The organism is Muricoccus roseus (assembly GCF_900141905.1).
In the GTDB taxonomy this organism is placed as follows: domain Bacteria; phylum Pseudomonadota; class Alphaproteobacteria; order Acetobacterales; family Acetobacteraceae; genus Roseomonas; species Roseomonas rosea.
The window spans coordinates 47,520-73,847 of record NZ_FQZF01000029.1; the positions used below are offsets into that span (position 1 = coordinate 47,520).

23 protein-coding genes and 1 pseudogene are annotated in these 26,328 nt (G+C 71.8%); 14 read left to right on the top strand and 10 right to left on the bottom strand.

What is annotated here, in order from left to right:
- Positions 1-116: 116 nt before the first annotated feature.
- Positions 117-845, bottom strand: a complete 729-nt coding sequence (locus tag BUB97_RS20110; RefSeq protein WP_086062396.1) for an HAD family hydrolase — start codon at positions 843-845, stop codon at positions 117-119.
- 198 nt (positions 846-1,043) lie between these two features.
- Between BUB97_RS20110 and greB the strand changes: the two genes are divergently transcribed.
- Positions 1,044-1,565 carry a transcription elongation factor GreB gene (greB, locus tag BUB97_RS20115; RefSeq protein ID WP_073138093.1) on the top strand — a complete coding sequence of 174 codons (522 nt, stop codon included), beginning with the start codon at positions 1,044-1,046 and terminating at the stop codon, positions 1,563-1,565.
- Here the strand turns inward: greB and BUB97_RS20120 are convergent, their stop codons facing one another.
- Positions 1,566-2,786 carry a glycosyltransferase family 61 protein gene (locus tag BUB97_RS20120; RefSeq protein ID WP_073138095.1) on the bottom strand — a complete coding sequence of 407 codons (1,221 nt, stop codon included), beginning with the start codon at positions 2,784-2,786 and terminating at the stop codon, positions 1,566-1,568.
- A gap of 384 nt (positions 2,787-3,170) precedes the next feature.
- Between BUB97_RS20120 and BUB97_RS20125 the strand changes: the two genes are divergently transcribed.
- Positions 3,171-4,205, top strand: a complete 1,035-nt coding sequence (locus BUB97_RS20125; RefSeq protein ID WP_073138097.1) for a glycosyltransferase family A protein — start codon at positions 3,171-3,173, stop codon at positions 4,203-4,205.
- Positions 4,206-4,260: 55 nt separating this feature from the next.
- A complete protein-coding gene (locus tag BUB97_RS20130; protein WP_073138098.1) occupies positions 4,261-5,232 on the top strand; it encodes a UDP-glucuronic acid decarboxylase family protein in 972 nt (323 codons plus the stop codon).
- A 70-nt stretch (positions 5,233-5,302) separates the two neighbouring features.
- Here BUB97_RS20130 and BUB97_RS20135 read toward each other — a convergent pair whose 3' ends face one another.
- Genes BUB97_RS20135 through BUB97_RS20145 form a run of 3 tightly spaced genes read right to left on the bottom strand, consistent with a single transcriptional unit; the run spans position 5,303 to position 9,001 of the window.
- Entirely contained in the window at positions 5,303-7,372 is a 2,070-nt protein-coding gene (locus BUB97_RS20135; RefSeq protein ID WP_073138136.1) for a prolyl oligopeptidase family serine peptidase, read from the bottom strand.
- A gap of 58 nt (positions 7,373-7,430) precedes the next feature.
- Entirely contained in the window at positions 7,431-8,312 is an 882-nt protein-coding gene (locus BUB97_RS20140) for an SMP-30/gluconolactonase/LRE family protein (protein ID WP_073138138.1), read from the bottom strand.
- 23 nt (positions 8,313-8,335) lie between these two features.
- Positions 8,336-9,001, bottom strand: a complete 666-nt coding sequence (locus tag BUB97_RS20145; protein WP_073138140.1) for an IclR family transcriptional regulator — start codon at positions 8,999-9,001, stop codon at positions 8,336-8,338.
- Positions 9,002-9,199: 198 nt separating this feature from the next.
- Between BUB97_RS20145 and BUB97_RS20150 the strand changes: the two genes are divergently transcribed.
- From BUB97_RS20150 to BUB97_RS20180, 7 genes are all read left to right on the top strand, one after another.
- On the top strand, positions 9,200-10,192 hold the full coding sequence (locus BUB97_RS20150) for a Bug family tripartite tricarboxylate transporter substrate binding protein (protein WP_175562691.1): 993 nt from the start codon (positions 9,200-9,202) through the stop codon (positions 10,190-10,192).
- A gap of 40 nt (positions 10,193-10,232) precedes the next feature.
- The gene (locus tag BUB97_RS20155; RefSeq protein ID WP_086062400.1) at positions 10,233-11,492 is read left to right on the top strand and encodes a CaiB/BaiF CoA transferase family protein; all 1,260 of its coding nucleotides are present in this window, start codon (positions 10,233-10,235) and stop codon (positions 11,490-11,492) included.
- A 10-nt stretch (positions 11,493-11,502) separates the two neighbouring features.
- Entirely contained in the window at positions 11,503-12,465 is a 963-nt protein-coding gene (locus BUB97_RS20160; protein WP_073138102.1) for a hydroxymethylglutaryl-CoA lyase, read from the top strand.
- 41 nt (positions 12,466-12,506) lie between these two features.
- Positions 12,507-13,490, top strand: coding sequence for a Bug family tripartite tricarboxylate transporter substrate binding protein (locus BUB97_RS20165; protein WP_086062401.1), 984 nt, complete (start codon positions 12,507-12,509; stop codon positions 13,488-13,490).
- 24 nt (positions 13,491-13,514) lie between these two features.
- Positions 13,515-14,930, top strand: a complete 1,416-nt coding sequence (gene leuC, locus BUB97_RS20170) for a 3-isopropylmalate dehydratase large subunit (RefSeq protein ID WP_073138104.1) — start codon at positions 13,515-13,517, stop codon at positions 14,928-14,930.
- Positions 14,930-15,580, top strand: coding sequence for a 3-isopropylmalate dehydratase small subunit (gene leuD, locus BUB97_RS20175; RefSeq protein WP_073138106.1), 651 nt, complete (start codon positions 14,930-14,932; stop codon positions 15,578-15,580). Before leuC ends, leuD begins: the two co-directional genes overlap by 1 nt.
- 119 nt (positions 15,581-15,699) lie before the next feature.
- Positions 15,700-16,572 (top strand): IclR family transcriptional regulator, encoded by an 873-nt coding sequence (locus BUB97_RS20180; RefSeq protein WP_073138108.1) that lies wholly within the window; start codon positions 15,700-15,702, stop codon positions 16,570-16,572.
- Here BUB97_RS20180 and BUB97_RS20185 read toward each other — a convergent pair.
- From BUB97_RS20185 to BUB97_RS20200, 4 genes are all read right to left on the bottom strand, one after another.
- Positions 16,496-17,218 (bottom strand): ABC transporter ATP-binding protein, encoded by a 723-nt coding sequence (locus tag BUB97_RS20185; RefSeq protein WP_073138110.1) that lies wholly within the window; start codon positions 17,216-17,218, stop codon positions 16,496-16,498. The genes BUB97_RS20180 and BUB97_RS20185 overlap by 77 nt on opposite strands.
- A complete protein-coding gene (locus tag BUB97_RS20190) occupies positions 17,215-19,023 on the bottom strand; it encodes a branched-chain amino acid ABC transporter ATP-binding protein/permease (RefSeq protein ID WP_073138144.1) in 1,809 nt (602 codons plus the stop codon). The genes BUB97_RS20185 and BUB97_RS20190 overlap by 4 nt, the downstream gene beginning before the upstream one ends.
- A 5-nt stretch (positions 19,024-19,028) precedes the next feature.
- Positions 19,029-19,958 (bottom strand): branched-chain amino acid ABC transporter permease, encoded by a 930-nt coding sequence (locus BUB97_RS20195; protein ID WP_073138112.1) that lies wholly within the window; start codon positions 19,956-19,958, stop codon positions 19,029-19,031.
- A 63-nt stretch (positions 19,959-20,021) separates the two neighbouring features.
- Entirely contained in the window at positions 20,022-21,242 is a 1,221-nt protein-coding gene (locus BUB97_RS20200; RefSeq protein WP_073138114.1) for an ABC transporter substrate-binding protein, read from the bottom strand.
- 342 nt (positions 21,243-21,584) lie between these two features.
- Between BUB97_RS20200 and BUB97_RS20205 the strand changes: the two genes are divergently transcribed.
- The 4 genes from BUB97_RS20205 to BUB97_RS20220 are packed head-to-tail and all read left to right on the top strand — an operon-like array spanning position 21,585 to position 25,952.
- Entirely contained in the window at positions 21,585-22,334 is a 750-nt protein-coding gene (locus tag BUB97_RS20205) for an SDR family NAD(P)-dependent oxidoreductase (RefSeq protein WP_073138116.1), read from the top strand.
- Between the two features lie 5 nt (positions 22,335-22,339).
- Positions 22,340-23,017 carry an EthD domain-containing protein gene (locus BUB97_RS20210; protein ID WP_073138118.1) on the top strand — a complete coding sequence of 226 codons (678 nt, stop codon included), beginning with the start codon at positions 22,340-22,342 and terminating at the stop codon, positions 23,015-23,017.
- Between the two features lie 2 nt (positions 23,018-23,019).
- On the top strand, positions 23,020-24,204 hold the full coding sequence (locus BUB97_RS20215; RefSeq protein WP_086062406.1) for an NADH:flavin oxidoreductase/NADH oxidase: 1,185 nt from the start codon (positions 23,020-23,022) through the stop codon (positions 24,202-24,204).
- Positions 24,201-25,952, top strand: a complete 1,752-nt coding sequence (locus BUB97_RS20220; RefSeq protein ID WP_073138122.1) for an FAD-dependent oxidoreductase — start codon at positions 24,201-24,203, stop codon at positions 25,950-25,952. The genes BUB97_RS20215 and BUB97_RS20220 overlap by 4 nt, the downstream gene beginning before the upstream one ends.
- 42 nt (positions 25,953-25,994) lie before the next feature.
- On the opposite strand, the pseudogene BUB97_RS26345 reads toward BUB97_RS20220, so the two are convergent.
- A pseudogene (locus BUB97_RS26345) lies at positions 25,995-26,328 on the bottom strand (hypothetical protein); the annotation flags it as partial.

The window sequence follows — 26,328 nt, forward strand, 5'->3', positions numbered from 1 at the left end:
CGCGCCCTCTTCAGGCGGCGCGGCATGCGGCCGGGGACATGCGGCGGATGGGGCAGGCAGGGGCATCAGATCCGTCCGGATATCCAGAGACGATCCTCGGCAGATGGGGCGCGCCATCAAGCCGTCGGCGCTTCACCATTTCGTAAGTTCCGCAGCAGCGCGCGCACTTCCAGAAGATCGGCGGCGATCGTCAGCCCGGCCTCCTCCGCCTCCGGCCCGGGCGGCAAGAGGTCTGGCACCACCACCACGCGCATGCCGGCAGCGCGCGCCGCGGCGATGCCGGGCGGGGAATCCTCCACCGCCAGGCAGCGCGCCGGTGCCGCGCCCAGCGCCTCGGCGGCGCGCAGGAACAGGGCGGGGTCCGGCTTGCCGGCCGAAACCTCGTCGCGCGTGACCAGGACGCGAATGGCGGGGAGCAGGCCGGCCCGCTCCAGCGCCGTCAGCGCGGTGCGGCGGCCGGCGGAGGTGGCGATGGCGCAGGGCATCCCCTCCGCCGCCAGGGCCGCCAGGAGTTCCGCCGCGCCGCGCTTGATGCGCACCGGGCCTTCCAGCAGAAGCGCCTTCCGGGTCCGGTAGTCCCGCAGGCATTCCTCCCAGGGGAAGTCCCGGCCGAGGCGCGCGCGCATGATCGGCCCCCGCTCCCGGCTCGAGATGCCAAGCAGCCGCGCATAGAAGGCTTCGTCCAGCTCATGGCCGAGGCGCGCCATGGCGGCGCGGAAGGCCTCACGATAGGCGCTCTCCGTGTCCAGCAGCGTGCCGTCCATGTCGAGCACCACCGCCTCGGGGATGAAGGGGCTGAGGGCTGGCGCCAGCCGGACTCTTTCGATCGCGCCGACACACCGCACCCGCTCACCCCTGCCCGTTCCGGAGAGAGGATGGGAGGGCGGAGCGCCCCCGGCCAGGGCCGCCGAGCCCCGCCCAAGGAATGTTGAACGGCCGCGCCCCACGCCCCGCCGGGGCCTGAGCCTGGAACCACCCCCTCTGGGCCATCCCCTCCCGGACCGTGCTATGGGCGGCCGCCATAGCAGGCGCTGGAGCGGTTGATGGACGAGGATGAGGAAGGCGCGGCACCGCAACTGCCCCGGGGCAAGTTCTACATGACGCCCGCCGGCGAGGCCGCGCTGCGGGCGGAGCGCGAGGCGATGCGCGCGGAGCGGCACCGCGTGGTGGAGATCGTCGCCTGGGCGGCGGGCAATGGCGACCGCAGCGAGAATGCCGACTACAAGGAGGGCAAGCGCCGCCTGCGCGAGATCGACCGGCGCCTCCGGTTCCTCGGCCACCGGCTGGAATCGGCGGAGGTGGTGGACCCCGCGGCGCAGACCCAGCGGGACCGCGTCTTCTTCGGCGCGACCGTGACCTATCTCAACGAACGCGACGAGGAGGCGACGGTGACGCTGGTGGGCGTGGACGAGGCGAACATGGCCCAGGGCAAGATCAGCATCGCCTCGCCCATGGCACTGGCCATGCTCCGCGCGCGCGTGGGTGACGAGGTGGTGGTGCGAACGCCCGCGGGCCCCAGCAGCATCGAGATCACCGGCATCCGTTACCCCGAGCCCGCGGGCTGATCACGCCGCCGGCGGCGGCAGCCGCGACAGGGCGGCCTCGACCGCCGCCGGGTCGATCGCCACGTCCCGGTGCTTGCTCATCTTGCGGCAGCGCAGCGGGACGTAGCGGCAGCCGCGGCTCAGGGCGGAATTCGCGAAATGCGGCTGCGCCTCGCCTTCTGGATAGAGCTCGAACAGGGTGGCGCCACCGTCGTTGAACAGGATGTTCGCGAGCCCCGCGCCATGCAGGCCTATCACCGCCTCGGCCCCGGCGAAAAGCGCCGCCTGCTCGAAGAAGTCCAGCGCCTCCAGCCGCACGGGCACGAAGCCATGCCGCGCCAGCACGGGGTCCAGCGCCTCCTGGTTCAGCACGCGCCGTCGCTGGGCGCCCTGGCGGGAGACATAGATGCGGCGTGGCCCCTCGCCCCCGCCCCGCAGCAGGTCACGGCGCCGCAGCGCCTCCCGCGAGATCCGGGTGAAGCAGGCCTGCACCTCGGGGTGGAAGACGAGGCCCCAGCGGTCCGGCCCCACCGCGACGACGGAGATCTCGTCGAAGGACCAGCGCCCGTCCGGGAGGTGCCAGTAGACGTTGCCCCGGTCGAGCGGGAGGATGTCGGCCAGCCGGTAGAGCATCTCGTTGCGGATGCCCGCGCCCCCCGCCGCATAGCTCGGCAGGTCGGGCACGATGAAGGGCATATCGGAGACCCGCCGGTTCGCGAAGACGATCCGGGGAAGGAAGATCATCAGGAAATGCGCGTAGTTGCGGGAGGCGGAATCGTAGCAGACCACCCCCCGCCGCAGCTGTCCGGCAAAGGGATGCTCGGTGCCGAGATACCATTCGCGCCCGACATTGCGGACGAGGTCGTTGTCCGGATTCACGCGCGGGCTTCCCCGCGACTCCCTGACGAAGCGGGGCCCTTCCGTGAAGACGAAGCCCTCGACGCGCGCATGGTGCAGGAGCGAGGCCGCCGGCAGCTGCAGGAGGGAGGCCGCCGGCAGGGGAAGCCCTGCCGCGGCGAAGCCGGGCTGCGCCTTCACGAGATCGGCCCAGCTTGCCTCGTCCGGGCAGAAGACCCGGTCCGCGAGCCCTTCGAGCGGCCCGGGCGCCCAGGCGTCGCCCAGGCGCACCGCCCCCGGAACGCGCTCGGCGAAGATCCGGGGCGCGTGGCGGAACACCTTCCCCTCCCCCTCGTCGATCTCCGTCGGGGGCTGCGCCAGGGGCAAGGTGTCGGTCTCTGCCATCGGTCTTCCGTCTTGGGCGAGGCCGCGGCTCGGTCGGGCGCGGACCCGCAATGATAGGCCGGCGGCGGGGCCGTGGGGAGGGCCGCCCGCCCCTCTCCCCGCCCCTCTCCCAGGCGGCTACGCTGCGGTGCAGCGCCCTTGTTTCGGCCATGTGCCTGGATTAGCCTCGCCACACGGCGGCGTGAGACAACGCCATGCCGGGGCGGCCATCTCATCGGCCACGGGACGGAGGTGGGCTCTGGTCGTCGGTTCCAGCTTGCGGTACCCGCGGCGAGAGCGAGCCTTCGGGCGCTGCGCCTCGTCCCGCCCACCCCTCCCCGCCCGAGACGCCGCCTGCCACCCGACGGGGCTCCACCGCCACGCCGCTGCCTTGGAGAACGGGAATTGACCCCACCCGCCGACACCCAGACCCGGTCGGACGCCCGGTCAGACGCCCTGGCGGCCGCCACGGGCTCTGCCGGGCTCGGCCCCGTCGTGGTCATGGCCTTCAACCGGCCGGACTACCTGCGCGAGACCTTGCTGTCGCTCCGCGCGCAGGAGCAGGTGGCCAAGGGCCTGCGCGAGGTGCACCTCTTCCAGGACCACGGCGTCAACTTCATCAGCGGCGAGCGCTACGCGACCGATGAGGAGATCGCCGCGTCGGTGGCCACCTTCCAGGAGGTCTTCCCGGAGGGCCAAGTCCATCTCTCCGAGAAGAACATCGGCGTGGCGCTGAACTTCGACCGCGCGGAGCGCTACGTGTTCATCGAACGCGGCTTTCCCAGCGCCATGTTCTTCGAGGACGACATGGTCCTCGGCCCGCACTATGTCGAAACGCTGCAGCGCATGCTGGATTTCGCGGCCTCTCCCGCCGCGCATGGCAAGGTCGGCTATGTCGCGGCCTACGGGAACCACCGCGCCACGCTCGAGACGCAGCGCGCCCGCCAGCGCGAGATCGTCGAGATGGGGCATGCCTGGGGCTATGCCGTGAACCGCGAGCACTGGCTGAAGGTGCGCGAGGTGATCGACCCCTATATCCAGATCGTCTCGGAATGCGACTACCGCAAGCGGCCGAAGTCGCGGATCGGCGGCGTGCACAAATCCCTCGGCCTCGCCACCCGGGCCCTGTCGCAGGATGCGATGAAGACCATCGCCACCGCCTGGCTCGGGCGGGTCCGCCTCATGCCTTTCGTGTGCCAGGCGAGCTATGTCGGCGCCAGCGGCCTCAACTTCACGCCCGAGGCCTATGCCAAGCGGGGCTACGGGCAGGAGCAGATCTTCACCGATCCCCTCCCGGACTTCGACTGGCCGGACGAGGAGCGGCTGACCGCCATGAACCTGGCCGAGCGGAAGATCTACGAGACCAATTGCACCGAAGCCTATGGTCAGCGGCAGATGCCGCCGCCGCCGGTGGGCACCTTCAAGGCGAGCCTCTATTGAAGCCGGGCGGCGCCGGCGCGAAGAGGGGCCGGCGCATTCACCAAGGGAGCCTTTGATGCACACACGCAGGCGCGTCCTGGTCACCGGAGGCGCGGGCTTCCTCGGTTCGCACCTGTGTGAGCTGCTGCTCGCCCGGGGCGATCACGTCCTCTGCCTCGACAACTACTTCACCGGAACGCGCGACAACATCGCGCCGCTCCTCTCGAACCCCTATTTCGAGGTGATCCGGCACGACATCACCTTCCCGATCTATCTGGAGGTGGACCAGATCTACAACCTCGCCTGCCCGGCCTCGCCCATCCACTACCAGAAGGACCCGGTGCAGACGACGAAGGTGAGCGTGCACGGCGCCATCAACGTGCTGGGCCTGGCCAAGCGGCTGCGCGTGCCGGTCTTCCAGGCCTCCACCAGCGAGGTCTATGGCGACCCGACGGTGCATCCGCAGGTCGAGGAATACTGGGGCAACGTGAACCCGGTCGGCATCCGCTCCTGCTACGACGAGGGCAAGCGCTGCGCCGAGACCCTCTTCTTCGACTACCACCGCCAGCATGGGCTGGAGATCAAGGTGGCGCGGATCTTCAACACCTACGGGCCCCGCATGCATCCGAATGACGGGCGCGTGGTGTCCAACTTCATCGTGCAGGCGCTGCGGGGCGAGCCCATCACCATCTATGGCGAGGGCACCCAGACCCGCTCCTTCTGCTACGTCTCGGACCTGATCGACGGCTTCGTGCGCCTGATGGAATCACCGGCCTCGGTGACCGGCCCCATCAATCTCGGCAACCCCGAGGAGTTCAGCATCCGCGAGCTCGCCGAGCTGGTCCTCGCCGAGATCGGCGGCAGGAGCCGCCTCGTCTTCCAGCCCCTGCCGAGCGACGACCCGCGCCAGCGCCGGCCCGACATCACCAAGGCGCGCGAGGTGCTGGGCTGGCAGCCGAAGGTGAAGCTGCTGGAAGGGCTGCGCGCGACCATCGCGCATTTCGACGGGGAGCTGCGCCGCACAGGGTCCCTGCAGCCAGCCAGTTGAAGGCACCGGCCCGCCGCACGGCGGGCCGGTTCCGGGCAGCGAGGACGGCGCGAGCGCCCGCGCGCCCGCCCTAAACCTCCGCCGCCTCCCACCCGATCGCCCGGCGCAGGAAGGCCGCGCCGAGCGCCGCGAAGCCCGCGATCTCCGCATTGTCCTTGCCATAGCCATGGCCGCCCGCCCCGGGCTCATGGAACAGGGCCGTGTAGCCCATGGCCTGCAGCTTCGCCGCCATCTTGCGCGCATGGCCCGGATGCACGCGGTCGTCGCGCCGCGTGGTGGCCAGCAGGATCGGCGGATAGGGCCGCCCGGGCTCCGCGGCGTGATAGGCGGAGAGGTGCTGGAGGAAGGCCCAGTCCTCCGGCTTGTCGGGATCGCCGTATTCCGCGATCCAGCTCGCCCCCGCGAGCAGCTTCGTGTAGCGCCGCATGTCGATCAGCGGGATGGTACAGAACAGCGCGCCGAACCGCTCGGGATAGCGGGTGAGCATGTTGGCGATCAGCAGCCCGCCATTCGAGCCCCCCTCCGCCGCGATGCGCCCGGGCCGGGTGACGCCGCGCCGGACGAGGTCGGCGGCCACCGCCGCGAAGTCGTCATGCGACAGCCGCTTGCCCTCTCGCCGCCCCGCCTCGTGCCAGCGCGTGCCGAACTCGCCGCCGCCGCGGATATTCGCCACGACGGTGGTGCCACCCTTCTCCAGCCACAGCTTGCCCAGCATCCCCTGGTAATGGGGCAGGCGGGAGATGCGGAAGCCGCCATAGCCGGAGAGATGCACCGGCGCCTCGCCCGTCTCCCCGGCGGGCCCTGTCTGCACATAGGGAATGCGCTCGCCATCCACCGAAACCGCCTCGTGCCGCGTCACCACCATCCCGCGCGCGTCGAAGGTCGGGGAGGAGCGGCGGAGCAGCGTGGGCGTGGCGAGGCGCACATCGGTCAGCAGCAGGCTGGCCGGGGTGATCGGGTCCTCGACCTGGGCGAGCAGCGAGCCGTCCGATTCCTCCGACTCCATATCCAACGGCCAGAGATGCGCGACGCCGGCCTCCGGCAGCCCCGGCAGCCGGGCGCCGGCCCAACCCTCCGCCCCCGGGGTGAAGACCGTGAAGTCCGGGCGCAGCTCGTCGAGCACGGAGATGACCAGCCGGCCGTCGCACCAGAAGAAGCCCTGCAAGGCCCGGCGCTCGCCGGGGGTGAACAGCGTCTGGAAGCGGCGGTCGCCGGCCAGGAAGGCGTCCAACCCGATGCCGAGCAGCGTGTCGGGCGCATGGGTCTGGCCGTCCACGGCCCAGGGGCTGCGCGGGCGCACCACCATCCAGCCGCGCTGCCAGCGGAACTCGGCATCCGCCGGCAGGTCGATCCGCTGCCTCGGGCCGCCGCGATCGCCGATATGCACGGTGGTCTCGTAGAAGCCGATCTGGTCGATGAAGGCGAGACGCTCCCCGCCCTCCCGCTCCACCCCCGCCCAGGCGCCCATATGCTCCGCGTCGCAGCCGAAGATGACGGGCGCGGCGGCCGGATCGGTGCCGCGGGGCCAGATCCGCACGCTGCGCGCATAGCCCGAGCGCGTCGCCATCCCCTCCCCCAGTGCCGAGGAGAGGAGGAGCGTGTCGCGGTCCAGCCAATCCACGCCGCCCTTGGCTTCCGGCGCGGCGAAGCCATCCGGCACGAAGCGCCGGGCGGTGAGGTCGAACTCCCGCAGCACCACCGCGTCGCCGCCGCCGCGGGAGAGGCGAAGCATGGCGCGGTCATGCGTGCCGGGCAGGGTCGTGGCGCCATGCCAGACCCAGTCCTCGCCCTCCTCCCGCGCCAGGGCGTCGAGGTCGAGCAGCGGCTCCCAGTCCGGGGCGGCGCCACGGTAGGATTCGAGGGTCGTGCGGCGCCAGAGTCCGCGCGGCTGGGCCGCATCCTGCCAGAAGTTGTAGAGCCAGGCGCCACGCCGGGTGACGGCGGGCAGCTTGTCCGGCCGGTCCAGCGCCGTCCGCACCGCATCCCGGTCCGCCTCGAAGCGGGAATCGGCCAGCCGGGCGAGGGTGGCGGCATTCTGGGCGGCCACCCAGGCCAGGGCGCGTTCGCCCTCCACCTCCTCGAGCCAGAGCCAGGGATCGTCATCCGGGGCGGCCAGGGTCGGGCGGGGATCGATGGGCATGCCCGGGATGTACAACCGCCGGGCCCTCCGGCGAAATCCCGCCTTCCGGCGCCCCCGCTCAGCCCGGGCCGGGCCAGGCTGCCCAGAGGATGGCGCCGGTCTCGGATTCGGTGATCAGGGCCCGGCCGTCCCCGGTCAGCAGCAGGTTCGTCACCGTGCGGCCGCGGCAGGAACGCAGCCGCGCGAGAACCTCGCCTTGGGGCGAGAGGACGAAGACGCAGCCGAGCGAGGCATGGGCGACGAGCAGGTTGCCGGCCCCGTCCATCGCCATGCCATCCGGCCCGCTGGTGCCGTGGAAGGCGGCGAAGCGCCCCACCTTGGCGGTGCTGCCATCCGGCAGCAGCGGCAGGCGCCAGATGCCGTTGTCGCGCGTCATGGCGACAAAGAGCACCTCCTCGTCGGCGGAAAGGACGATCCCGTTGGGCGAGGGCCCGTTCGATAGCAGCACGTCGAGCCCGCCATCCGGGCGCAGGCGGTAGACGCGGCCCGTGGGGTCGTGCAGGCCGGACTGGCCCTGGTCGGTGAAGTAGAGCGTGCCGTCGCCGGCATAGAGCAGGTCGTTCGGCCCCTTGAACCGCTCGCTGTTGCGCCGGGTGAGCAGCGGCGTCACGGCGCCGGAGGCGAGGTCGAGTGACAGCAGGCCCTGCTTGTAATCCGCGATCGCCATGCGCTCCCCCGAGGGGTGCAGGGCCAGCCCATTCGGCTCGCCGTCATACTCGGCGAGGACGGACCATTCTCCCTCCGGCGAGATGCGGAGGATGCGCCCATGCGGGATGTCCGTGACATGCAGGTTCCCCGCCCTGTCAAGGCATGGCCCCTCGAGGAAGCTGTCCACCGGCAGCCCGCGCTTGTTCGCCCGCGACCATTCGGTGACGACCGGCCGCCGCAGCGCGGCAGGCATCTCGGTGAGAAGCCGGGTTTCGATGTCCGATGGCAGCATCCTGCCCTCCCCCTTCCGGTGGTTCATCCGCCGAGCGCATGGCTGAGCGCGCGCGCCTCCTCGGCGACCGCCTCCTCGATGGAGGCGAGATCGGCCCCTTCGAAGCGTCCCCGCGGGCCCGTCACGCCCAGCGCGCCGAGAAAGGTGCCGCCATGGCCCCGGATGGGCGCCGCCACCGCCGCCGTCTCCGGGTCGCGTTCCCCGAGGGAGACGGCGAGGCCACGGGCGCGCACCGCATCCAGCCGGTGCCCCTCCCCGCCCGTATGGGCCATCAGCACATGGCCGCTGGCGCCACGGTCCAGCGGCAGCGCGGCCCCCTCCTCCACATGGTGGCGGATCGGGCGCGGCGAGGGCTCGCGGTAGAGGCAGATCCGGCTCTCGCCCTCGCGCACATAGAAGGCGGCCGTCTCGCCCGTGCGGGTGACAAGCCGGCGCAGGGCGGGGCGGACATGGTCGCTGAGCGAGAAGGCCTGGCGGTAGAGCGCGCCAAGACGCAGCGAGGCTGGCCCCAGGCGGAACAGCCCGTGCTCGTCCCGCCGGAGATAGCCGAAGCGCCCGAGCGAGCCGGCCAGGCGCAGGATGGTGCTGGGATAGAGGCCGGTGCGGGCCGCGATATCGGCCAGGGCCAGGCGCGGCGTGCCATCCGCGAAGGCTTCGAGCACGGAGAGCGCGCGCTCCACCGCTTCCACGCGGTGGCCCTCCTCCGCGGCCCGTCCCGCGCCCGGCGGCCGCCCGCGCCGGCGGCCGGCGGGCGCCGGGCCGCTCTCCGGCAGAGAAGCTGAGGAGGGCGGGCCGGAGCGCATTTCCCTTGACGCCAGAAGCTGTTCCGTGACGGAATACTCGGAATAGAAATATTTTCTGTCAAGTGGAAAAAAGAGGAAATGACCGTGCCGGCTGGACCCCGTGGCCTCTCGCGCCGCCTTGCCCTGGCGACCTGCGCCGCCCCCTTCCTGGCCCCGCGCGGCGCCCTCGCCCAGGAGGTCTGGCCGACCCAGCCCGTGCGCCTGGTCCTTCCCTACGCACCCGGCGGCCCCACGGATGTGATCGCGCGGATGATCGCGGACGCACTCTCCCAGCGCCTGCCCCAGCGTGTGGTGGTCGAGAACCGGACCGGCGCGGGGGGCAATATCGGCGCCTCGGTGGTGGCCAAGTCGCGCCCGGACGGCGCGACCCTGCTGTTCAGCAACACCGGCCACGCCGTGAACAAGTCCCTCTACGCCCGGCTGGACTACGACCCCGCGGCCGACCTCACCCCCGTCACGGTGCTGGCCGAAAGCCCGATGGTGATGCTCGTGCCGCCCGGCTCGCCGGACCGCAGCGTGGCGGATTTCGTCGCCCGGCTGCGCGCGGCCGACGGCCGCATGACCTATGCCAGCACGGGCACCGGCGGCGCGCTCCAGCTCGTCACGCTTCTCTTCCTCAAGGCGGCGGGCGTGCGGATGGAGGAGATTCCCTATCGCGGCGCGGCGCCCGCGGTGCAGGACCTGCTCGCCGGCCGGGTGGACCTCCTCTACGACGCCGGCTTCACCGCCTTCCCCCTCGCCACCTCCGGCCAGGCGCGGGCGCTCGCCGTCTCGGCCGCGCAGCGCTCCCCGGTGATGCCGGACCTGCCGACCGTGGCGGAGGCAGGCTTCCCCGCCGCCACCTTCTCCGTCTGGCAGGCCATCCTGGCGCCGGCCGGGACCCCTGCCCCGATCCTCGCCCGCATCCAGGCGGAGGTGGCCGCCGCCCTGGCGGAAGGCCCCCTGCGCAGCCGGCTCGTGGAAATGGGCGCCGAGCGCCTCCTCGCGAACACGCCGGAGGAGGCGCGGCGCTACGTGGATTCCGAAATCACCCGCTGGGCCAGCGTGCTGCGCGAGGCGGGCATACAGCCCCAATGAGGCCCAGCATGAGGCCGAGCATGAACAGGACCGCTTCCCCATGACCGAAAGCGTGGTGACCGAGAGCGCGGAGACGCAGCCGGGCAATCCGCTGCCGCTGGCCGGGATCCGGGTGATCGAGTTCTCGCACATGGTCATGGGGCCGACCTGCGGGCTCATCCTCGCGGATCTCGGCGCCGAGGTGATCAAGGTGGAGCCGCCCGGGAAGGGAGACCGCACCCGTTATCTCACCTCCTCCGGCACCGGCTTCTTCGCGGCGCTCTCGCGCAACAAGAAGTCCGTGCAGCTCGACACCGCCGACGATGCCGAGCTGGAGACGCTCAAGCGGTTGATCGACACGGCGGATGTCATCATCGAGAACTTCCGCCCGGGCGGGCTGGAGGCGCGCGGCCTGGGCTATGAGGCGCTTTCCCGGCGCAACCCGCGCCTCGTCTATCTCTCGCTCAAGGGCTTCCTCTCCGGCCCCTACGAGCATCGCACCGCGCTGGACGAGGTGGTGCAGATGATGTCGGGCCTGGCCTACATGACCGGCCCGCCCGGCCAGCCCCTGCGTGCCGGGGCGCCGGTGAACGACATGATGGGCGGCATGTTCGGCGCCATCGCCGTGCTCGCCGCGCTGCGCCAGCGCGAGGTGACGGGGCGCGGCCAGCACGTGCAATCCGCCCTCTTCGAGAACGCGGCCTTCCTGGTCTCCACCCATATGCTGCAGGAGGCGATCACCGGCACTGCGCCGCCCTCCATGGCGGCCGGGCGCCGCGCCTGGGGCGTGTATGACGTGTTCCGCTCCGCCGACGGCGTGTCGCTCTTCATCGGCGTCGTCACCGAGCGCCAGTGGGAGATCTTTACCAGCGCGCTGGGCGAGGAGGCGCTGATGGACCCGGCCTATGCCACCAACACCCTCCGCTCCGCCGCGCGGGAGACGCTGATCCCGCTGGTGCAGGGCATCGTCGGCCGGCGCGTGGCCGCGGAGCTGGAAGCCATGTGCGAGAAGGCCGGCCTGCCCTTCGCGCGCATCAACCGCCCCGGCGAGCTCTATGACGACCCGCATCTGCGCGAGAGCGGCGGGCTGTTGCCCGTCACGCTTCCGGACGGCCGCCCGACGAGCGTGCCGGCCCTGCCGATCCAGTTCGGGACCTCCCGCCTCGGTGTCCGGCTGGACCTTCCGAGGCCCGGCGAACACACGGAGGAGATCCTCTCCGCCCTGCCCCCCGCACCGGAGCGGGCGGCTGCGCCCAGCGGGGGCCCTAAGGGGGCGCCCGACACCTCGGAGCAGCCCCCCGCCGCTTTGGCCCAGAGCTGAGGAGCCCCGCATGACCGACCTTCCGACCCGCGTGGACATCCAGGAGGAAGGCCCGCGCGAGGGCTTCCAGATCGAGCCCGGCCCGATCCCCACCGCCGACAAGATCGCGCTGATCGACGCCCTCTCCGCCACCGGGCTGCGGCGCATCCAGGTGGCCTCCTTCGTCAACCCCAAGCTCGTGCCGGGCTGGGCGGATGCGGAGGCCGTGGTGGCCGGTTTCACGCCCCGGGCCGGCGTGGAATATCATGGCCTCTGGTTCAGCCCCTCCGGCCTGCAGCGCGCCCTGGCCTTCCGGGATCGGCTGACCATCTTCGGCTCCATCACCGTCAGCGCCTCCGAGGCCTTCTCGCGCCAGAACCTCAACCGCGACCATGCGGGGCAGCTGGAGGCGATGCGCAAGCATGTCGCCGCGCATCAGGCGGCCGGCGTCCCGGTGACGCGGGTCAGCGTGCAGGCCGCCTTCGGCTGCAACTTCTCGGGTGACGTGCCGGCGGCGCGCGTGGTCTCGGTCCTGGCCGAGGCCCTGGCCCTCGCCGAGGAAACGGGCTGCACGATCGAGCGCGCCTCCATCGCGGATTCCATGGGCTGGGCAACGCCCCTGCGGGTGGAGCGCGTGATCGGCGCGGTGCGGGAGCGGTGGCCGGCGCTGAAGCTCGTCCTGCACCTGCACGACACGCGCGGCCTGGGCATCGCCTGCGCGCTCTCCGGGCTGCGCATGGGCGTGTCCACCTTCGATGCCGCCGTGGCGGGCGTGGGCGGCTGCCCCTTCGCCGCCCATCCCGGCGCGGCCGGCAACATCGCAACCGAGGAGCTGGTCTTCCTCTGCGAGGAAATGGGCATCGAGACCGGCGTGAAGCTCGAACCGCTGCTGGAGGCCGCCACGCTCGCCGAACGGATCTTCGGCCGGCGCCTGCCCAGCGCCATGATCCGGGGCGGCGGGCTCGACCGCCACAGGGTGCACGCCGCCGCCTGAAGGCGGCCGGGGCAGAACAGAAGAAGACGGGAGGAACAGGGATGAACAGGCGTCAGTTCGGGGCGGGAGCCGTGGCGGCGGGGCTGGCGGGCTGGGCGGCCCCGAGGCCCGCCCGGGCGCAGCCGGAATGGCCGGCCCGGCCCATCCGGCTCATCATCCCCTACCCGCCCGCCGGCGGTACCGACGTGATCTCGCGCGAGATGGCGAACCGCATCGGCATGGGAACGGGCTGGAACATCATCCCCGAGAACCGCTCCGGCGCCGGCGGCAACATCGGCATCGACCTGGTCTCGAAGGCCCCGGCCGATGGCTACACGATCGGCATGGGGCAATGCGCGAACCTCGCCATCAACGTCACGCTCTATCCCAGCATCCCCTACCAGCCGCTGCGGGACCTCTCCTTCATCTCGCTCGTCGCCGTGCAGCCCAATGTCATCGTCGTGTCCAAGGCCTCGCCCTTCCGCACGCTGGCGGAGTTCGTGGCGGGCGCCAAGGCGAAGCCGGGCGGCCTGACCATCGGCCATTCGGGCAGCGGCACGGTCGGCCACCTGTCGAGCGAGGTCTTCAACATCCGCGCCGGGATCGAGACCGTCATCGTGCCCTATCGCGGAGCCGCCCCGGTGGTGACGGATCTTCTCGGCGGGCGGGTGGACTGCTTCCACGCCAACCCCCTCGCCGTGCGCGGGATGCTGGACACGGGGGAGCTGCGCCCCCTCGCCGTCACCTCGCCGCGCCGCATGGATCTGCTGCCCGAGGTGCCGACGGTCGCGGAATCCGGCTATCCCGGCTTCGAGGCGATGAACTGGACCGGCCTCGTCGCCCCCGCGAACACCCCGGCCGCGGTGATCGCGCGGCTGAACGAGGAGACGCAGAAGGCGCTGACGCGGCCCGAGGTGGTCGCCCGGCTGGCGGCGGAGGGCTCGGTGCCCAACCCCTCCACCCCCGAGGAGTTCCGCCGCTTCTGCGCGGCCGAGATCGAGAAATGGGGCCGGGTCGTCCGCGACGCCCGCGTGCAGGTGGAATAGCGGCCGGGGCCAGGAGTAGGGAGGATGGCCGGGGACGCGCCGCGCACGCTCTTCGACAAGGTGTGGGACACGCATGTCGTCCTGACCCGCGAGGACGGGCAGGCGCTGCTGCTCATCGACCGCCACTTCTTCCACGAGGGCTCGCACCATGCCTTCAACCAGCTGAAGGCCCGTGGCGCGGCCGTCGCCCGTCCCTCCCAGAACATCGGCGTCGCGGATCACTACGTGCCCACGCGCGGGCGCGGCGCCCCCATCGCCGATGCGGCGCTGCGCCACATGGTGGGCCAGCTCACCGAGAACGCCGCGCGGCACGGCTTGCGCCTCTTCGGCCTGGATGATCCGGGCCAGGGCATCGTGCATGTGGTCGGGCCGGAACAGGGCCTCACCCTGCCCGGCCTCACCATCGTCTGCGGCGACAGCCATACCTCCACCCATGGGGCCTTCGGCGCCATCGCCTTCGGCATCGGCGCCTCCGAGGTCGCGCATGTGCTGATGACGCAGACGCTGTGGCAGCGCCGCCCGCGCCGGATGCGCATCGCCGTGGAGGGTGCGCTCGGCCCGGGGATCGGCGCGAAGGACGTGGCGCTCTCCGTCATCGCCCGCATCGGGGCCGATGGCGCGCAGGGCCATGCGGTGGAATATGCCGGCTCGGCCGTGCGCGCCCTCTCGATGGAGGGGCGGATGACGCTGTGCAACCTCTCCATCGAATGCGGCGCGCGCTGCGGCATGGTGGCGCCGGATGCGACGACCATCGACTTCCTGCGCGGCCGCCGCTTCGCGCCCGAGCGCGCCGAATTCGCACGCGCGGCCGAAGCCTGGCTTGCCCTGCCCGGCGACCCCGACGCCACCTTCGACCGCGCCGTGACGCTGGATGCCGCCGAGATCGCGCCCATCGTCACCTGGGGCGTGAGCCCAGAGGACGCACTCCCCATCACCGCCACCCTGCCCGACCCGGCCCGCGCGCCCGACCCCGCGCGCGCCGCGCAGATCCGCGACGGGCTGGACTATATGGGCCTCCACCCGGGGCAGAAGCTCTCGGAGGTTCCGGTGGACCGAGTCTTCATCGGCTCCTGCACCAACAGCCGCATCGAGGACCTGCGCGCGGCGGCCGCCGTGCTCGCCGGCCGCAAGGCCCGCATCCCCGGCCTCGTCTCCCCCGGCTCCACCCCGGTCAAGCGGCAGGCCGAGGAGGAGGGGCTGGACCGCATCTTCCGCGAGGCGGGGCTGGAATGGGTGGAATCCGGCTGCTCCATGTGCGTCGGCATGAATGGCGACCTCGTGCCCGCCGGAGAGCGCTGCGCCTCCACCACCAACCGCAACTTCAAGGGCCGCCAGGGCAAGGGCGCGCGGACGCATCTCATGTCCCCCGCCATGGTGGCCGCGGCGGCCGTGACCGGCCGCCTGACGGATGTGCGCCCGCTGCTGGAGGGCCGCGCCTGATGCAGCCCTTCCGCGCCCTGACGGCCACCGCCTGCCCCTTGCCCCAGGCGAATGTGGACACCGACCAGCTCATCCCGGCCCGCTTCATGAGCCGCCCGCGCAGCGCGGGCTATGGCGAGTTCCTGCTGCACGACCTGCGCTTCGGTGCCGACGGCGCGCCGCGCCCGGGCTTCCCGCTGAATGATCCGGCGCGCGCGGGCAGCGCCATTCTCGTCGCCCGCCGCAACTTCGGCAGCGGCTCCTCGCGCGAGGCCGCGGCCTATGCGCTGCTGGACCACGGCATCCGCTGCGTCCTCGCGCCCAGCTTCGGCGACATCTTCAGCAGCAATGCCGTGAACAACGGCCTGCTCCCGGCGCGGCTCGAGGAGGAGGCCATCGAGGCGCTGCTCGCCTGGCTGGAGGCGGGCGGGCGGGAGGTGACGGTCGATCTCGAATCCCGCCTCGTTACAGCCGGCGACGCCCGCTGGGAATTCACCATCGACCCGGTCTGGCGCACGAAGCTGCTGAACGGCTGGACCGATCTGGACCTCACCCTCAGCCATGCGCCCCGCATCGAGGCCTTCATCGCCGAGGACCGCCACCGCCGCCCCTGGGCATGGCTCGACCGGGCGGCCGGCCAGCAGGACGCGCCGGCCGGGCCCGGCCGGTGAGCGCCTCCGCCCCGGCGCGGAGACGGACCGTGCGGCATGGTGCCGTCGCGGCCCGCCCGGAGGTGTGGTAAGCCCTTCGCGCGAGGATCATCGTCCCTCAGGGCGCGGAGAGCCGGTAAATGGTGGTGGGCCGGGGTGTACAGTCGATCGAGGTCGGCGGACGCTTGCTGCAAGCCCTGGTGGCGTTCGGACAGCCCGCCATGCTCCGCGACCTCGCCCAGGCCGCCGGGCTGGCCCCCGCCCAGGCCCATGCCTACCTCCTCAGCTTCCGCAAGCTCCAGCTGGTGGAGCAGGACGAGGTCAGCGGCCGCTACGCCCTCGGCCCCTTCGCGCTGGAAATGGGGCTGGCGCGAATGCGGAGCGCGCACCCTCTCCGCATGGCGAGTCAGGCCGGCGCGGAATTCGCCGCCGAGACGGGGCTGATGGTGACCATCGCCGTCTGGGGAACGCATGGCCCGACGATCATCCAGGTGCAGGAGTCCAACCAGGCGATCCATGTGAACCTGCGGGCCGGCTCGGTCTACACCATCACCGGCACCGCCACCGGCCAGCTCTTCGCCGCCTTCATGCCGCCCGCCCAGATCCGGCCGCTGCTGGAGGAGGAATTGCAGGGCACGGGCGGCACGAAGCGCAAGGTGGGGCGCGCCACCTCCGAGGCACGGCTGGAGCGGGACATCGCCGCCATCCGCGCGCTCGGCTACTCCACCACCGAAGGCGTCCCGGTGCCCGGCATCAACGCCATCAGCGCGCCCGTCTTCGACCATATGGGCCAGATGCAGCTCGCCATCACCGCGATCGGCAACGAGGACATGCTGGATTGCGGCCCCGACAGCCCGCAGGCGGGCGCCGTGCTGGCCCTCGCGCGGCGCCTCTCCTCCGAGCTGGGCTACCAGAACGCCGAATGGGCGAAGCCGGTCAGTGCCCCGCGCCGAGGTAGGCCGCGCGCACCTGCGGATGCTGCAGAAGCGCCGCGCCGCTCCCGGACAGGGTGACGCGCCCGGTCTCCAGCACATAGGCCTGGTCGGCGACGCCGAGCGCCAGATTGGCCATCTGCTCCACCAGAAGCACGGTGATGCCGCGCGCCCGCAAGGCGCGGATGATGCCGAAGATCTCCTTGATGACGAGCGGCGCGAGGCCAAGCGAGGGCTCGTCCAGCAGGAGGAGCCGCGGCTCGCCCATTAGCGCGCGGGCAATGGCCAGCATCTGCTGCTCCCCGCCCGAAAGCGTCACCGCCATCTGCCCCTGCCTCTCGCGCAGGCGCGGGAAGAGCGCGTATTGCGCCTCGATCGCCGCCTCCATCGCGCAGGGGGAGAGGTCGCGGGACCAGGCACCAAGCTCCAGGTTGTCGCGCACGCTCTGGTCCGGGAAGACCTGCCGCCCCTCGGGCGAGAGGGCGATGCCTGCGCCGACCCGGCGATGCGGCGGCATGGCGGTGATGTCCCGCCCCTCGAAGAGCACGCGCCCGGCGGAGAGGGGCAGCAGCCCGGCCACCGCCTTCATCAGCGTGGTCTTGCCCGCGCCATTCGCGCCGACGATGGCGACGACCTGCCCCGTCTCCACCCGGATGGAGACATCGCTGACCGCCTCGATCGGGCCGTAGCCGATGCAGGCGCCCTGCACCTCCAGCATCGGGCTCATGCCCGCACCGCCAGTTCCGGCTCGGCCGAAGCCTCCTCGGCGGCGGCGTCATCGGTGCCGAGATAGGCGGCCATGACGCGCGGATCCGCCTGCACGGCAGCCGGCGCGCCCTCGGCGATGGTCGCGCCGTAATCCAGCACGATCACATGGTCGGAAATGGCCATGACGAGATCCATGTGGTGCTCCACCAGCAGGATGGTGATGCCCTGGTCGCGGATGCGGAGGAGCAGCTTACCCAGCTCGGCCGTCTCCTGCGGATTGAGGCCCGCCGCCGGCTCGTCCAGCAGCAGCAGATAGGGCTCCGTCGCCAGGGCGCGGGCCAGCTCCACGCGGCGCTGCAGCCCATAGGGCAAGGCCCCGGCGGGCTGGTCCGCCAGGGCCGAGAGGCCGAGGAAGCGGAGGATCTCGGAGACCCGCGCTTCCGCCGCCCGCTCCTCCCGCCACGCCCGGGGCAGACCGAGAAGGGAGGAGAGGAAGCCATTCCGCATCCGCGCATGCTGGCCAAGCAGCACGTTGTCCCGCACGGAAAGGTCGCGGAACAGGCGCAGGTTCTGGAAGGTGCGGGCGATGCCGCGGTCGCAGATGGCATGCGGCGCGGCGCGGCCGAGCGGCTGGCCCTGGAAGAGGATGCGGCCCGAATCCGGGCGCACGACGCCGGAGAGCATGTTGATCAGCGTGCTCTTGCCCGCGCCATTCGGGCCGATCAGCGCGTGGATGTGCCCGAGGGTGAGACGCGCCGAGACATCGCGCGCCGGGCGCACGCCGCCATAGGCCTTGTTGAGGGCCTCCGCCTGGAGCAGCGGCGTATCGCGGGCGGCACCGGCCCGCACGGGCAGCCGGGCATCGGCGCTCGGGGCTTCGGCCCGCCGCGGCGCCTCGCCGCGCCGGGCGCGGAACAGCCCGTCCAGCACGCCGGCCAGCCCCTTGGGCATGACATAGAGCGCGAAGAGAAGCAGCGCGCCCTGGACGAAATGCTCGATCCAGGCCCAGCGCGCCACCAGCGCGCTGACCACCGTCAGCGTCACGGCCCCCAGCACCGGCCCCGCCAGCGATCCCGCGCCGCCGAAGAGCACGAGCAGCAGGATGAAGATGGAGAGATTGAAGTTGATGAAGTCGGAGTTGATGTACTGGTTCTGCTGCGCGACCAGCGCGCCCGCCAGCCCACAGGTCGCGGCCGCGATGACGAAGGCCAGCACCTTCGTGCGGTGCACCGGCACGCCCACCGCCCCAGCCGCGATCTCATCCGCCTGCAGGGAGAGGAAGGCACGGCCGTAGCGCCCGGTCAGCAGGTTCCGCAGCAACAGGTGCAGCCCGAGGCCGAGCGCGATCACCAGCCAGACCCACTGCCTCATGTCGAGCGGCTCGCCGCCCAGGGTGAGCGGCTTGATGGCATAGATCCCCATCGCGCCGCCGAAGACCTCCGCCTCCGTCACCACCTTCTCGACCACGATGCCGAAGGCCAGCGTCACCATGGCGAGGCTCGGGCCGCGCACGCGGAGGGAGGGTGCCGCGATCAGCACGCCGCACAGCGCCGCGATGGCGGTGGAGAGCACCAGCGCCGTCCAGGGCCCGAGATCCCAGGCGGAGGTGGTCAGCAGCGCGGCGCCATAGGCCCCGGCCGCGAACAGCCCGGCCTGGCCCAGCGACTTCTGGCCCGCATAGCCCAGCAGCACGTTCATGCCCGAGGCGCAGAGGAAGTAGATGCCGATGTTGAAGAGGATGCGGAGGTAGAAGTCGTTCGTCACGACCCCGGCGGCCAGGGCCGCCAGACCCGCGACCATGATGGCGAGGAGAGCATGCCGCATGCGCGTCACACCTTGTCCAGCGCGCGCCGGCCGAAGAGCCCGTTGGGGCGGATGGCCAGGACGAGGATGATGAGGAGGAAGACGGCGATCTCGCGCCACTGCGCCTGCCACAGCGCCACGCCGGATTCCAGCAGGCCGAGGGCGAAGCCGCCGAAGATGCAGCCGCGGGGATTGTCGAGCCCGCCCAGGATCGCGCCCGAGAAGGCCTTCAGCGCGATGCCCATGCCCATGAACAGCGAGGCGGAGGCGATGGGCGCGACCAGCACGCCCCCCACCCCCGCCAGCGCGGAGGAGAGCGCGAAGGCGCCGAGCATGATGGCGGTGACGTTGATGCCCATCAGCGCGGCGACATTCGGGTCATAGGCGACGGCGCGCATGGCCTTGCCCAGCCGCGTGCGGCGCATGACGAAGTCGAGCCCGGCCATCAGCAGGACCGCCACCACCAGCACCGCCACCTCCTGCGGCCGGACGCCTGCCCCGCCCAGGCGAAGCACGTCGTCGCCGAAGGGGGACGGCATGTTCACCGGTGCCGGCCCCCACACCGCGAGGCCGAGGGATTGCAGGATGATGCCGAATCCGATCGTGCTCATCACCCAGGACATGCCGGGCTTTCCGGCGAAGGGACGGATGGCGGCGAGGAAGAGCAGCAGGCCGAGGGTGCCGAGCGCCGCGCCCACGGCCAGCGCGGCCGCGGGGTAGCGGAAGCCTTCCGAGGCCGCCGGCGCGAGCGCGGCGAAGCTGCCGCCCTCCCCGCCCGAGGAAAGGGCGTAGAGCACCGTGACGCCGAGGAAGGCGCCCACGCCGATGAACTCGCCCTGGGCGAAGTTCAGCGTGCGGGTGGTGGTGAAGGTGATGCTGAAGCTTAGGGCGATCAGGGCATAGACGCCGCCGATCGCCAGCCCGCTCACCAGGGCCTGCAACGTGGTTGCCAGCACGGGCACGATCCTCCTGGCCAGTCTGCGCGTCCGGGCCCCGCCGATGCGGGGCCCGGCGGGGAATCAGCCCTTGAAGTCCTCGGGACGCAGGCCGCGCACGATGTCGTCCGAATAGGCGGCCAGCTTGCCGTCGCGCCAGCAGGTCCAGCGCTGGTCGGCCGCGCCGAGCGCGTCGTGCTCGGTCCGGCTGAAGGGCTTCTCATAGGTCTTCGCGTAGCCCTGCAGCGTCCCGCGCAGGTCCTCCAGCGCCTCCTTCACGGCCGGGCCGTCGGTCCGCCCGGCCTGCTGGATCGCGCGGGCGAGCAGCATCGTGCCGTCATAGCCATGCACAGCGAAGGAGAAGGCGGAATCCGCGTCGATCTTCGGGCGGATCCGGTCGAAAAAGCGCTGCTGGTGCGGCGTGCGGTCTTCCGACACGGTGCGGAGGAAGATCGGCTTCTCCGCCAGCTGCGGGCCGGCGGCGTTGATGAAGCTGAGATTGTCCGCGGCCCAGCTCGTCAGCACCGTGGGGAAGTAGTTGATCTTCTCCATGCTGCGCATGAGCTGCCCGATCGGGGTGCCCTGCGCCCAGACCAGCGCCGTCTCCACCCCGGCCGAGCGGAGCTTGGCGAGCTGGGAGGTCATGTCCGTGTCGTTGACGTTGAACTTCTCGTTCGCCGCCGCCGTCATCCCCTGGGCCTGCGCCACCTCCTGCAGGTCCTTCAGCCCGCCCTGGCCGTAGCCGGTGGTCTCGGTCAGGAAACCGATCCGGCCGGTGCGCGGGTTCTTCTTGGCATAGCCCATGATGGTGACGACCTGGGTGCGGTCCACGCTGCCCACGCGGAACATGTAGTTCTCCGCGCCTTCCCGCATCGGCCTGGTGATGTCGGTCGCCGAGCCGATGCAGCCCATCACGGGGATGCGCTTCTGGTTCGGGATGTGCCGCCAGGCCAGCGCGTTGCCGGAATTCGTCGGGCCGAGCACGGCGACGACGCGTTCGTTGTCGATCAGGTCGCTCATGTTCTGGATCGACTTGGGCGGCTGGGACAGGTCGTCGCGGATGACGAGGGCGAAGGGGCGGCCGAGCACGCCGCCCTCCTTGTTCAGGTCCTCGATCGCCGCCTCGATGCCCACCACCGCCGCGCGGCCGGACTGGGCGGAAGGCGAGGCCGCAAGGTCGCCGTTGAAGCCGAGCTTCACGGGCTGCGCCTGGGCAAGCGCGCGGCCCGAAAGGGCCGGCGCCGCCAGAAGCGCCGCGACGGCGCCGCGCCCGAAATCACGGCGGGTGGGCTGGTATCCGTTCATCGTTTCCTCCTCCTTCGCCTCGCGGCGCCCGCTCCTGCGGGGTGACATCAGGCCGGGGGGAGAGGATGGGCGCGGCATCGCGCGGCCCTCGTGCCCGCCTCTCTCCCGGATGATAGCCGGGTCTTTGATGCCCGATCTGCCTGAAAGGCTAAGTGCCGCCGAAGCGATATGCAATGAACAAAAAGCCCCGACTGGTTAATTTTGCTCCTTGCGAAAGCATTCGCGCAGTGGTTGCCTGACCGGCGGCACCTTCTCGAAGGGGTGACCCGCCAGTGGCCGCGTCATGGACGCCCCGCGGCAAGTGACCGCGGCAAACCCGCGGCAGGGGAAGGAACGAACGGCATGCTGCTGTCAGGACAATGCGCGCTCGTCACCGGGGCCGGCCAGGGCAATGGCGCGGCCATGGCGCTGGGCCTCGCGCAGCACGGGGCACGCGTGGCCGTGACGGATATCGACGCGGGCCTGGCGGCCGAGACCGCATCCCGCATCGCCGAGGCCGGCGGCGCCGCCACCCCCTACGCGCTGGACGTGACCGACCTCGATTCCTGCCGGGCGCTCGCCACGCGCATCGCCGCGGAGATGGGCAACCTCTCCGTGCTGGTGAACAATGCCGGCGTCTGCCCGCGCCACTCCGTGGATGACGAGGCGCTGGACCGCGCCTGGGACGCGGCGATGGACATCAACCTGCGCGGCACGATGAACGTCACGCGCGCCTTTCTCCCCGCGCTGCGCGCAACCCGCGGGCGCATCGTCAACATCGCGTCCATCGCCTCCTTCGTCTCCACCAACACCTCCGTCAGCTACCCCGTCTCCAAGGCCGGGGTACGTGCCCTCACCCAGGCGCTGGCGCAGGAGCTGGCGCCGGACGGGGTGCGGGTGAACGCCATCGCCCCCGGCACCTTCGCCACCCGGATGACCGAGGCCACGCGCCTGAATCCCGACCGCTCCGAGCGCTTCCTCGCCCGCATCCCGATGCGCCGCTACGGCGAGCCGGAGGAGCTGGTCGGCCCCGTCGTCTTCCTCGCCTCGGACATGTCCAGCTACGTCACCGGCAGCACGCTGGTGGTCGATGGCGGCTACCTCGCGGTGTAGTGCCCATGATCCTCCGCATGGGCCTCCTGGCCCGCCGAACCGACGTCTCGCCCGCCGAATTCCGCCGCTACTGGCGCGAGGTCCACGGCCCCCTCGCCGCCCGCCTGCCGGGGCTGCGGCGCTACGAGCAGAACCTCGTCACCGACCGGTCCCAGCTGGCCATCGACCACGCGCGCGGCGGCTGGGAGCTGGACGGCATCTCCCAGCTCTCCTTCGACGACCTGGCCGCGATGGACACCGCCGCCGCCTCCCCCGCCATGGCCCCCATCGGCCCGGACAACGACCGCTTCGCCGTCCTGCGCGGCGTTCTCGTCGCGCGGCCGAACCCGGTGGTCCCGGTCGCGGAGGGCCCGCTGATCAAGCGCATGTCCCTGCTCCGCCGCCGCCCCGATGTCAGCGCGGAGCGGTTCCGGGAGGAGTGGTTCGGCTTTCATGCGAAAGCGGTCGGGAAGTTTCCCGGCCTGGCCGGCTACACGCAGAACCTCGTCGTCGCGCGCCAGGCCGGTGCGGAGACGGGCTACGACGCCCTCCCCGTGGATGGCGTGGTGGAGATGTGGTTCCGCAGCGTGGAGGACCTCCAGGCCGCCTTCTCCTCCCCCGCCGCGGAGGTGTCGCAGCACCACGCCCTCGACTTCATCGCGGAGATCACGACCTTCCTGGTCGAGGTCCATCGGGTGCTGTGACGGTGGAACGCCCCCTCCTCCTTTCCCCCATCGATCTCCGCTCGCTCCGCCTGCGGAACCGGATCGTCATCTCCCCCATGTGCCAGCACGCGGCGGAGGAGGGGCGGGCGACGGACTGGCATCTCGTGCATCTCGGCAAGTTCGCGCTCGGCGGCGCGGGGCTGATCCTGACGGAAAGCACGGCCGTCTCGCCGGAGGGGCGCATCGGCACGGCGGATCTGGGCCTCTGGTGCGACAGCCATGTGGCCCCGCTGCGGCGCGTGGTGGATTTCGTGCATGCGCAGGGCTCGGCCATCGGCGTGCAGCTCGCGCATGCCGGGCGCAAGGCCGGCAGCCACCCCCTCTGGCATGGCGGCCGCGCCTTCTCGGCCGACGAACTCTCCGCGCTCGGCTGGCCACGCATCGCGCCCAGCCCCATCGCCGCCGGCCCGGGATGGAGCGTTCCGGAGGCGATGAAAGCGCCCGACATCGACCGCGTCATCGAGGACTTCGCCGCCTCGGCGCGCCGTGCCGAGGCCGCCGGCTTCGACGCGGCCGAGCTGCATTTCGGCCATGGCTATCTCATCGCCAGCTTTCTCTCGCCCCTCTCCAACCGGCGGGACGATCCCTATGGCGGCAGCCGCGAGGGGCGGATGCGCCTCGCCCTCGAAGTGGCGGCCCGGGTGCGCGCCGAATGGCCCGCCGCGAAGCCGCTCTTCTGCCGCATCTCCGCCGTGGACGGCGCCGAGGGCGGCTGGGGGATCGCGGATTCCATCGTGCTCGCCCGCGCGCTGCGGGAAGTCGGCGCCGATGTGATCGACGTCTCCTCCGGCGGGCTGACGGAGGAGACGCGGCGCATCGCCGTGCCGCGCGGCCCGGGCTTCCAGACCGGCTTCGCCGAGGCGATCCGCCGGGATGCGGGCGTCACCACTCAGGCCGTGGGCATGATCCTGGACGGCCCCCAGGCCGAGGCCATCCTGCAAGCCGGACAGGCGGATCTGGTAGCGATCGGGCGGGAGGCGCTGCGCGACCCCTACTGGCCGCGCCGCGCCGCCGAACAGCTCGGCATCGAGGATGATTACGCGGATTGGCCCGAGCGTCACGGCGCGTGGCTGGCCAAGCGCGAACAGGGAATGGGCACCGTGCTGCGCGCACGCCGCCGCGCGGTGGCGCGCCTCGCCCAGGATGAAGGGAAGGAAACGGCATGACCGACACGGTGGAATGCGACGTGCTGGTGGTCGGCTCGGGGGCCGGCGGGCTCTCCGCGGCGGTGGCGGCCGCGGCGCGCGGCCTCTCGGTGATCGTGGCGGAGAAGGAGCCCTATGTCGGCGGCACCACCGCCGTCTCGGGCGGCTTCCTCTGGGTGCCGAACAATCCCGTCTCCCGCCGCGATGGAATCGAGGACAGCGTGGAGGAAGCCCGCACCTACCTCCGGCACGAGGCGGGCAACCACTTCAACGCGGAGGCAGTGGACGCCTTCCTCGCCGCCGGGCCGGAGGCCGTGGACTTCTTCGACCGCGAGACGGCCGTGACCTTCGAGGCCGCCTCCGCCTTCTCCGACTATCACCCCACCGCACCGGGCGGCCGCTCCGGTGGGCGCTCCATCAAGGCGCAGCCCTACCGCGCCCAGGGCCTCGGCGCCGAGCTGAAGCGCCTGCGCCCACCCCTGCCGGAGCTGACCTTCGTCGGGCTCATGGTGGGCTCCGGGCCGGAGCTGAAGCACTTCTTCAACGCCACGCGCTCCCTCGCCTCGGCCGCCTATGTCGCGGGCCGCCTCACCGCCCATGCGCGGGACCTGCTGGTGAACGGGCGCGGCATGCTGCTGACCAACGGCAACGCCCTGGCGGCGCGCCTCTTCCGCAGCGCGCTCGACCGCGGCGTGCAGGTCTGGACCGACAGCCCGGCCATCCGGCTGGAGCGGGAGGACGGCGCGGTGCGCGGCGCCATCCTGCGGCGCGACGGCCAGGAGATGCGCGTGCGCACGCGCCGCGGCGTCGTGCTCGCCGCCGGCGGCTTCCCGCAGGACAAGGAGCGGCGCCGCAGCATGTTCCCGCATGACCGCGACAACGACCGCGGGAGCCCTGGCCACTTCTCCCCCGCCCCGCCCGGCAACACGGGCGACGGGCTGCGCCTGGGCGAAGGGGCCGGCGCCACGGTGGAGCAGGGCTATCCGAACGCGGCGGCCTGGGTGCCGGTCTCCCGCGTGCCGCGCAAGGATGGCGGCTGGGGCGTGTTCCCGCACTTCATCGACCGCGCGAAGCCCGGGCTCATCGCCGTGCTGCCGAACGGCAAGCGCTTCGTGAACGAGGCGAACTCGTACCACGACTTCATCCAGGCGCTCTTCGCCAGCACGGGTCCGGGCGAGGCGGCACGCGCCTTCCTCGTGGTGGACCAGCCCTTCCTGCGCCGCTTCGGGCTGGGCTTCGTGAAGCCCTTCCCCGTGCCGGTGGGCCCGAACATCCGCTCCGGCTACCTCAAGACCGGCCGCACGGTCGCCGAGCTGGCGCGGAATGCCGGCATCGATCCGGCAGGGCTGGAGCAGACGGTGGCCGCATGGAACCGCGACATGGAAGCGGGCGAGGACCGCGCCTTCGGCAAGGGCTCCACCGCCTATAACCGCTTCAACGGCGATCCCGAGTTCCAGCCCAACCCCTGCCTCGCGCCGATTGCGAAGGGTCCCTTCTACGCGGTGGAGGTGGTGGTAGGCGATCTCGGCACCTTCGCCGGGCTGCGCTCCAACGGAAACGCGCAGGTGCTCGACGCCGAGGGCCAGCCCATTCCGGGCCTCTATGCCGCTGGCAACGACATGGCGAGCATCATGGGCGGCAACTATCCCGGCGGCGGCATCACCCTCGGCCCCGCCCTCACCTTCGGCTACATCGCCGCGCGGCACATGGCGGGCGAAGCCGCTTCGCCCGCCACGGCGCGCAACGCCGCCGAGCCGATCGGCGCCTAGTTATGAGGCCCGGCGGGGCTTCCCCCGCCGGGCCTGCCGGTCTTACGCCACCCAGACGTCGGCGGCGCTGAGGCTCGTACCCTGGGCGAGGGAGCCGATGCGGATGGCATTCGCCCCGCCCGCCCCGTCCGCGTCGTAGAACAGCGCGCCGCTGCCCTGGTCGTACAGGACGTGCTGCCCGGCCGTGCCCGCGCTCGTACCAAGGCCGAAGGCCTCCGCCGCCAGCGGCCCCGCCGAACCCAGCGCCGCGAACACCGCACCGTCCAGCTCGATCCGGTCCTCCCCCTCGGCGAAGTCCAGGATCCGGCTCTCATTCCCGGCCCCCAGCGCATCGAAGCGGAAACGGTCCGCCCCCTCCCCGCCGCTCAGCCGGTTC

What these genes read in the sequence shown, in the direction of transcription:
- greB (WP_073138093.1), top strand. Translation starts at nt 1,044, where the DNA reads ATGGACGAGGATGAGGAAGGCGCGGCACCGCAACTGCCCCGGGGCAAG.
- BUB97_RS20120 (WP_073138095.1), bottom strand. Translation starts at nt 2,786, where the DNA reads ATGGCAGAGACCGACACCTTGCCCCTGGCGCAGCCCCCGACGGAGATC.
- BUB97_RS20130 (WP_073138098.1), top strand. Translation starts at nt 4,261, where the DNA reads ATGCACACACGCAGGCGCGTCCTGGTCACCGGAGGCGCGGGCTTCCTC.
- BUB97_RS20135 (WP_073138136.1), bottom strand. Translation starts at nt 7,372, where the DNA reads ATGCCCATCGATCCCCGCCCGACCCTGGCCGCCCCGGATGACGATCCC.
- BUB97_RS20140 (WP_073138138.1), bottom strand. Translation starts at nt 8,312, where the DNA reads ATGCTGCCATCGGACATCGAAACCCGGCTTCTCACCGAGATGCCTGCC.
- BUB97_RS20155 (WP_086062400.1), top strand. Translation starts at nt 10,233, where the DNA reads ATGACCGAAAGCGTGGTGACCGAGAGCGCGGAGACGCAGCCGGGCAAT.
- BUB97_RS20160 (WP_073138102.1), top strand. Translation starts at nt 11,503, where the DNA reads ATGACCGACCTTCCGACCCGCGTGGACATCCAGGAGGAAGGCCCGCGC.
- BUB97_RS20165 (WP_086062401.1), top strand. Translation starts at nt 12,507, where the DNA reads ATGAACAGGCGTCAGTTCGGGGCGGGAGCCGTGGCGGCGGGGCTGGCG.
- leuC (WP_073138104.1), top strand. Translation starts at nt 13,515, where the DNA reads ATGGCCGGGGACGCGCCGCGCACGCTCTTCGACAAGGTGTGGGACACG.
- leuD (WP_073138106.1), top strand. Translation starts at nt 14,930, where the DNA reads ATGCAGCCCTTCCGCGCCCTGACGGCCACCGCCTGCCCCTTGCCCCAG.
- BUB97_RS20180 (WP_073138108.1), top strand. Translation starts at nt 15,700, where the DNA reads ATGGTGGTGGGCCGGGGTGTACAGTCGATCGAGGTCGGCGGACGCTTG.
- BUB97_RS20185 (WP_073138110.1), bottom strand. Translation starts at nt 17,218, where the DNA reads ATGAGCCCGATGCTGGAGGTGCAGGGCGCCTGCATCGGCTACGGCCCG.
- BUB97_RS20190 (WP_073138144.1), bottom strand. Translation starts at nt 19,023, where the DNA reads ATGCGGCATGCTCTCCTCGCCATCATGGTCGCGGGTCTGGCGGCCCTG.
- BUB97_RS20200 (WP_073138114.1), bottom strand. Translation starts at nt 21,242, where the DNA reads ATGAACGGATACCAGCCCACCCGCCGTGATTTCGGGCGCGGCGCCGTC.
- BUB97_RS20205 (WP_073138116.1), top strand. Translation starts at nt 21,585, where the DNA reads ATGCTGCTGTCAGGACAATGCGCGCTCGTCACCGGGGCCGGCCAGGGC.
- BUB97_RS20210 (WP_073138118.1), top strand. Translation starts at nt 22,340, where the DNA reads ATGATCCTCCGCATGGGCCTCCTGGCCCGCCGAACCGACGTCTCGCCC.
- BUB97_RS20220 (WP_073138122.1), top strand. Translation starts at nt 24,201, where the DNA reads ATGACCGACACGGTGGAATGCGACGTGCTGGTGGTCGGCTCGGGGGCC.